The sequence below is a fragment of the Candidatus Benthicola sp. genome, assembly GCF_058719085.1.
In genome coordinates this window covers 1-7,686 of record NZ_JBZQEK010000074.1, presented here as the reverse complement: position 1 = coordinate 7,686, position 7,686 = coordinate 1, and the positions used below count along the sequence as shown (strand labels likewise).

Genomic DNA, 7,686 nt, shown 5'->3' with positions numbered 1-7,686 from the left:
CACCTTCTTCAGGTGCGCGAGGTTCTCGACCTCGACCACGAACTGGCCGGTCATCCCGCCCTCGGTGGAATGGATGTCCGCCGACTGGATGTTGGTGCCCGTGTCGCTGATCGACCGCGCGATGTCGGCGAACAGCCCGTGCCGGTCGGTGCCCTCCATGACGATGCGGACCAGGAAGCGCTGGGACCCGTCGTCGTCCCAATCGATCATGATCCGTCTCTCGGGCAGGTCCGGCAGATTGAGCACGTTGGGGCAGTCGCGGCGGTGGATCGATATGCCGCGGCCCACGGTGATGTAACCGATCACCTCGTCGCCCGGGACCGGCTGACAGCACTGCGAGTATCGGATCATCAGGTTGTCCATCCCCTGGATCCGCACGCCCTTGGACCCGCTCCACACCTTCTTCACGAACTTGGAGAGCGGATGATCGATCTTCTCGCGCTCCGGCTCGTCCTCCGGCATCACCGCCCGGACGACCTTCGTGAGACCGAGGTCCCCGCGGCCGACGGCCGCGTACAGGCCGTCCGCGCCGTCCGAAAGCCCCAGCACACCCGCCGCCGACTCGATCTCCTCGTCCGTCGGCTTCACGCGCCTGCGGCGCCACTCGCGCGCGAGGATCTCCCGGCCGAGGCGAACCGACGAGTCGAACTCCTCCCGGCGGATCCACTGCCGGATTCGGTGACGCGCGCGGCTCGTCTGCACGAAGCCCAGCCAGTCGCGGGACGGGCTCTGCGACTCCGAGGTGAGGATCTCCACCGTGTCGCCGTTGCGGAGGGCCCTCGAGAGGGGAGCGATCCGGCCGTTCACCTTCGCCCCCGAACAGCGCTGCCCCACTTCCGTGTGCACCGCATAGGCGAAGTCGATCGGCGTGGCGCCCTTCGGAAGCTGCTTCACGTCACCGGCCGGCGTGAAGACGAAGATCTCGTCCTGGAACAGGTCGATCTTCAGGAACTCGAGGAACTCCTCGGGCTCCCGCGTCTCCTGCTGCCACTCCAGCACCTGGCGGAACCAGGTCAGCTTCTCGTCGACCTCGTCGCCCTCCCGGTTCTCCTTGTACCTCCAGTGAGCGGCGATCCCGAGCTCGGCGGTCCGGTGCATCTCCTCGGTCCGCAGCTGGATCTCGTACAGGCGCCCGCCCGGACCGAAGATCGTCGTGTGCAGGCTCTGGTACAGGTTCGACTTCGGCGTCGCGATGTAGTCGTGGAAGCGCTCCGTGAGGGGCGTCCACTTGTTGTGGATCACCCCCAGGGCGTGGTAGCAGTCCCGCACGCTGGGCAGGATGACCCGGACCGCCAGCACGTCGTAGATCTCCTCGTACGGGCTGCTCCGCTTGAGCATCTTGCGATGGATCGACCACAGGTGCTTGGCCCGCCCCTCCACCTCACATTCGAGGCCGGCGACCCGCAGCTCCTCCTGGAGCGGCGCCACCATGCGCGAGATGAGGTCCTCCCGCTCGCTGCGCTTGTCCGACACGGTCGTCGCGACGGCCCGGTACTCCTCCGGCTCTAGGAACTTGAACGCCAGGTCTTCCAGCTCCCACCGCACCCGGGCCATCCCGAGCCGGTGGGCGAGCGGGGCGTAGATGTCCCTCGTTTCCATCGCGATGCGGCGCTGGCTCTCCGGATCGAGGTGCTCGAGGGTGCGCATGTTGTGCAGCCGGTCGGCCAGCTTCACGATGATCACCCGGGCGTCCCGGGCCATGGACAGGAGCAGCTTCCGGTAGGTCTCGACCTGCCGCTCGGCCAGCGACCGGATCTCCACCCGCGAGATCTTGGTGAGGCCGTCCACGATCGTGGCGATTTCGCCGCCGAACTCCCGCTCGATCTCCTCCACCGTCGTGCGGCTGTCCTCCACCACGTCGTGCAGCAGCGAGGCCGCGATGCTCACCGTGTCGCGATGGATCTCACCGAGGATGGTGGCAACCTGCACGCAGTGCGTGATGTAGTCCTCACCCGAGCTCCGCTTCTGGCCGGCGTGCTTCTCGCGCGCGTACTGGAAGGCCAGCGCGAGGAGCTCCAGGTCGAGACGGTCCTCGGAACCGGCGATCGCCTCCATGAACTCCGGCGGTAGGATGGACCGGGCCGAGCCCCCGGCAGGGACGGATCCGTCGTCTCGCTGGACTTCGGTCGATCGGGTCGCCACGACATCCCTTCTGAGCGAGTGCCCACCCCGCATACCCGGAACCGACCGGGGGTTGCCCTGCCTGCCGTTACGGCGGGGGCGCGGAGAATCCAAACATAGAGAGCAACTCACGTGCCAGGCAAAGAATGACCCGTGCCGTGGCCCGGATCCGGTCAACGCCGCCGGATCGCGGTCCGGCCGGAGCGAACGCGGGTCTCCGATCCGGCCCCGGGGACGAGGCCCCGCTCCAGCAGGCTCACGAACCGGCCGTCGCCGAGGATGATGTGGTCCCGAACCGGGATCCCCAGCAGGCGGCCGCTTTCCACCAGCTGCCACGTCACCTCGAGGTCTTCCGGCGAGGGATCGGGATCGCCGCTCGGATGGTTGTGAGCCAGCACCACGCTCGCCGCTGCCCGGGCAATCGCCGGAGCGAACACCTCGCGCGGGTGGACGAGGGAGGAGTTGAGAAGACCCACCGTGACGCAGCGCTCGCACACCACCCGGTTCTGGGTGTCGAGATAGAGGGCCCAGAACTCCTCCTGCTTGCGGTCGCGCAGCGCCGGACCGAGGCGCCGGAAGACATCCGCCGGGCCCTGGATCCTTCCGTCACGGCGAGCCGGTTCAGCGGCTGCTCGACGGCCGAGCTCGAAGGCGGCGACGAGCGTGCAGGCCCGGGCCGGCCCGATGCCGGGGGCGGTGGACAGCTCGCCCGGCTCGGCGGCCCCGAGCCGCCGTAGCGAACCCCCGAAGCGCACCAGCACCTCCGACGCGAGGTCGAGCGCCGTGCGACCGGCGCCCCCGGAGCCGAGCAGGACGGCGAGCAGCTCCCGGGACGACAGGGCGCTGGCGGGCCCGGCGGCGAGGCGCTCGCGGGGCCGATCGTGGGACGGGATCTCGCGGATGGTGGGTGGCATGGCTGGAGGGTAGCGCCAGGGCTCACCGGGGAATCAACGAGGGCGGGTCGGGATCGCGATGCTCTTCGCCCTAACTTGGCGACTGGCCTCGACATCCATATATTGGAACGGTGCGCTTCCCCCTCGCGCCGCTCGGCAGACGCCGATCTGCGCCCCTTCGCCTCTGCCGACTCAGCTCAAGGCTATGCTGCTCTGTGCGCGACCCCCGGTCAGTGGTCGCTGCCGGCCAGCGTTGGGAGGTCGCATGCGAGTCCTGCTCCTGCTCTCTCTCCTTCTGTCCTTGCTGCCCGGAATTACCCTCGCACAGGATGTTCACGGCCGTCTGGAAGGGCGAGTCGTGGGGTCGGACGGAAGCCCGGTGGTCTCGGTAGGGGTGACCGTTCGCAGTCCGAACATGCAGGGCGAGCGTCAAACGACCTCCAACGAGCAGGGATACTTCACGCTGCGCTGGCTGCCAGTGGGGACCTACAGTATCGAGTTGCAGCGTCTCGGATACGAGCCACGCCTTCTGCAGGGAGTCATCATTCGCCTGGGTCGGACAGCGACCGTGGGCGAGCTGCATATGGTCGAAGCGCCGATCGAGGTCGAACCGCTGGTCGCGAAGGCGGACCGTTTGCTGATCGATCCCGAGTCGACGAGCACCGGCCTCAACCTTACGCCCCAGCTTTATGAGAACTTGCCGATCGCGAGGGAGTACACGGCGCTGACACTGCTCACGCCTCAGGCCGTCGAGTACCAGGGAACGGACCTGAGCATCAGTGGTGGAACCGGCCCGGAGACGAAGTTCTACATCGAGGGGGCAGAGGTCACCGATCCCATCAACGGGCTCGAGCCGACCCGTATGCCCTATAACTTCGTGCGCGAAGTGGAAGTCACCACCGGAGGGTATCAGGCTGAATACAGAGGCACGCTGGGCGGCATCGTAAACGTCGTCACCTACTCGGGAGGTAACGACTTCGAGTCGCAGGTGTTCGGCTTCTTCACGAGCAATCGCCTCGAGGGCACCCCGCGATACGGAGCTTCGGAGACCGCAAAGACCAGGTCCGCTCAGTACGATCTGGGAATCACGCTCGGAGGCCCGATTCTGCGCGACCGGCTCTGGTATTTTGCGGCCTACAACCCGCTCGTCGTCGAGGAAGGAATCGGAATACCGGGTCACCGCGAGTACGAGGATCGGACCGAGCAGCACATCTTCGCCGGTAAGCTAACCTGGCAGGCCAGCTCCGGAACCAACGTCTTCCTGACGGCCTTCGGCGACCCGGGCACCCGGGACGTGGTCCAGCCGATGGCACGCTCTGTAGCGTCCTATACGCCGCTGAACCCCGAGGTATGGCTCGGAGAGGAGAAGAACGGGAGCCTCAACTTCGTCGTGGGCGCCTCCCAATTGCTGGGCGAGCGTGGAATCCTTGAAGCCTCGGTGAACCTCGCGAACCGTAATGAGGAGTACTGGCCCACGAGCGCGGCAGGGTACGAGCAGCAGTTCCATGATCACCCGAACGAGGAGGTATCGGGCGGAACCACGAAGTACGGAAGCACCAGCCTCGGACGATCGGGAATTCGAGTCAGGACGACCTGGGATCTGGGTGCCCACCTGCTCAAGGGAGGCGGTGAGCTGGGCTGGTCCAACTACGACGTGGAGTCGTATCGCCATTTCGTCCTTCGCAGGTACGATGAAGACGATTTCGCCGAGACCGACATCACGAGGTACGGTTCGCTCGGAAACCGAATAGGAGGGCTCTTTCTTCAGGACTCATGGCAGGTCGGTGACCGGTGGAGGTTGAACATCGGCCTTCGCTGGGAGATCCAGTCTTTGATCGACTCCGACGGTAACGTGGCTCAGACGATTCCGGACCAATGGCAGCCCCGCTTCGGTGTGATCTTCCAGCCGGGACGAGTCGGCACTCAGCGCATCTTCGCTTCCGTTGGACGCTACTATCAGGATCTCCTGCTGAACGGCGCGTATCACTTCGATGCCGGCGAAGAGTACGGCTGGAGGTGGTGGGATCACGATCCCCGTGTAGACCCTTCGGGGGCTACCGGTGAAGTAACGAAGTCCACGATATCGCCGGGCAACCCCGGGCGACTGTACGGGCAGCACTACGACGAGCTTACCCTGGGGTACGAGCGGCAGTTCGGAGGAAGGCTCAAGCTGGGCGTCAGCGGCGTGTATCGTACGCTTCGCAAGGCGGTGAACGGCGGCACCTACATCGTGGCGCAGAAGGACCACGACACGGGCGAGTACACGTGGGAGTACGGACCGGAGTACATCGGGAATCCGGGTTTCGGAATCCTCAGTCAATATCCAAAGGCCGAGCGGGACTACGCGGCCCTGCAGCTCACGGCGGAACAGACCATTGGAACCGGCCTGATGCTGGTGGGGTCGTACGTCCTCTCAAGAACCTATGGCAATTACCAGGGACTGTGGGACACCGACTATTGGTCTCCGAATCCAAATGCCAGCCCGCAATGGTACCACCCCGCTCTCCTGGAGAACACCGAGGGTCCACTGCCACAGGACCGGACGCACAAGCTGAAGATGGCGGCATCGTACATGACGCCGATCGGCGTTGCGGCAGGAGTCAGATTCTCGTGGTATTCCGGCACGCCGATCAGCGTGCGCGGCGGCAGCGACTACCGACCCATGTTCGCTTACCTGGAGGACCGCGGATCGAACGGACGCACTCCGTCCATCTGGGACCTCGACCTCCGTTTCGTCTACGACATGCGGCGGGCCCTGCATCGTGGTGCGCCGACGAGAATCGTCCTGGACATCTTCAACGTGGCCAGTCAGAGGACCCCCGTCGATTACGATGATCTGTATGCGTTCCGTAGGAACAGCAATGGGGAACAGGAATCGCTGAACCCGCACTACATGCAGCCCGATCGGTACCAGGCTCCGATGATGATGCGACTTGGTGTGGAGGTAGGGTTCCAGTGAAGCTGGCGCGGTAGCGTTCCATCAGTCCTTTGGAGCGACGAGAGCCTGAAACGAGCCATCGTCCCGTAGACCGACGAAATCCGGATCGATGTGATAGTCCCACTTCGGGTACTCCGACCCCCACGGCTCGGCGAACAGGCCCAGCTGCAGAGCTCTCGTCAGATGGCGCACGGCGGCGGTTCGGTCGCCGCGTACCGCCGCGATGGTCGCCAGCCAGTATTCGGCGTCCCCCCACAGCAACGGACGCTCCAGCGCCGCGAGCTCGCGCTCGATCCGCCGGGCGGTGGGCTCATCCCCCAGACGCACCGCGAGCGTCCCCTCGTAGCCGAGCAGGCTGACGTCGATGTTGTGACCCGGAAGGAGCGGATCGTTCCGCAACGCATCGGCTGAGAGCTCGGCGAAGCGGGCCCCGGCCTCCTCCCAGCGCCCGGCCGCGTACAGCGCCCGGGCCAGGTGCCAGCGATCGACGGCAGTTGGCGACCGGTTCACCCGCTTCTGGTACCACACCACGGCCTGTTCCAGCACCTGATCCCCGGCATCGGGGTGTCCGTGCGCTCGCAGCTCCAGACCGAGATCGACCAGCGCGGCGAAACGGATCAGCTCCGTCTCGTGGTCCCCGCTCCAGGAGGCCTCGGAATCGGCGCCGATCGAAGCGGCCAGATGCAGCGCCTCCGCCGGCGAGCCGGCCGCTGCCTCCGACCGGGCCAGCTCGTACCGCTGCAACTCGTCGTCGGGATTCTCGCTCAAGCCCTGACGTGCGTGTGACACCGCGGCATCGTATTCGCCGAGCATGTGCTGGCAACGTGCATAACGTGCCCACAATCCCTCGTAATCGTCGGTGGTCGTCGAAGCCCCATCGAGGGCACGGATGCAGTCTTGCCACCGACCGGCGATCGCCGCCCCACCTGCCTCGTGAATGTAGCTGCTGCGCACCGGAAGGCGCTTCCGCCAATCCCTGAACGCTCGGACCAGCGCTTCGCGGTCCCGACGTAGAACGGCCTCGGCGACCGCGAGCTGCCACTTCTGACGGTCCGAGGTCAGTTCCGCCCGTCCGCTTAGTTGATGATAGAGGGAATCTGCCAGCGAAAACCGGCCGAGGTTGAGGTTCCAGATCATCGCCAGACCGACCGCGGCGTCGTAGGTCGAATCGATTTCCAGAGCCCGCTGCAGATGTGCGAAGGCCTCTTCGCGCCGTCCGAGCTCGCGGTACAGGCGTCTGGCGATGTCGACTTCCTCCCATGCCTCGTAAGACCGGCCACGACCGTACGACTCGAGGTACTCCGGCGCGAGCCCGAACCAGGTAGCGGTAGCCACTTGAAGGCTGTCCGCCAGAGAGACGATGGCCGCCGCCGATCGTTCGCGGGGAGCCGTCGAACTTCGGGCGACCACCAGCTGTCGCTCCGGATAGCTGAGCAGCTTGCACTCGATGATCACCGAATCGGAATGGGCGAAGATCGAGCCCTCGACCAGGTGATCCGCCCCGGTCGCCTCGAGCAGGCGCGTCAGTGCCACAGGCGCGTCCAGGGCGTCCCCTTCCCTCAACTGCTTCCGGATAGGACCGGCGTCCTCGGCATCGAACACGCTGAAGCCGAGGCCGTGGAGCTCTGCCGACACGCGGTCCGCCGCGAAGGCGGCGAGTCCCCGCAGCTCGGGGTCCCCCGAGAAATTGTCGAAGGGGAGCACGACCACCGAGTGTTGCAGGCGTGTCGGCGT

The 7,686-nt window shown here is 65.8% G+C and carries 4 protein-coding genes; 1 reads left to right on the top strand and 3 read right to left on the bottom strand.

Annotated elements, in window-relative coordinates; genetic code table 11:
- Both AC36XV_RS05860 and radC read right to left on the bottom strand, forming a co-directional pair.
- The coding region (locus tag AC36XV_RS05860) for a RelA/SpoT family protein (RefSeq protein ID WP_492202748.1) at positions 1 to 2,142 on the bottom strand (2,142 nt) is incomplete at its 3' end.
- Between the two features lie 152 nt (positions 2,143 to 2,294).
- Entirely contained in the window at positions 2,295 to 3,035 is a 741-nt protein-coding gene (radC, locus tag AC36XV_RS05855) for a RadC family protein (RefSeq protein WP_492202747.1), read from the bottom strand.
- Between the two features lie 244 nt (positions 3,036 to 3,279).
- Between radC and AC36XV_RS05850 the strand changes: the two genes are divergently transcribed.
- Complete coding sequence (locus tag AC36XV_RS05850; protein ID WP_492202746.1) at positions 3,280 to 5,973, top strand: TonB-dependent receptor; 2,694 nt, start codon at positions 3,280 to 3,282, stop codon at positions 5,971 to 5,973.
- Between the two features lie 21 nt (positions 5,974 to 5,994).
- On the opposite strand, the gene AC36XV_RS05845 is transcribed toward AC36XV_RS05850, so the two are convergent.
- Positions 5,995 to 7,686 (bottom strand): hypothetical protein (locus AC36XV_RS05845; protein ID WP_492202745.1); only part of this gene is annotated, 1,692 nt, incomplete at its 5' end.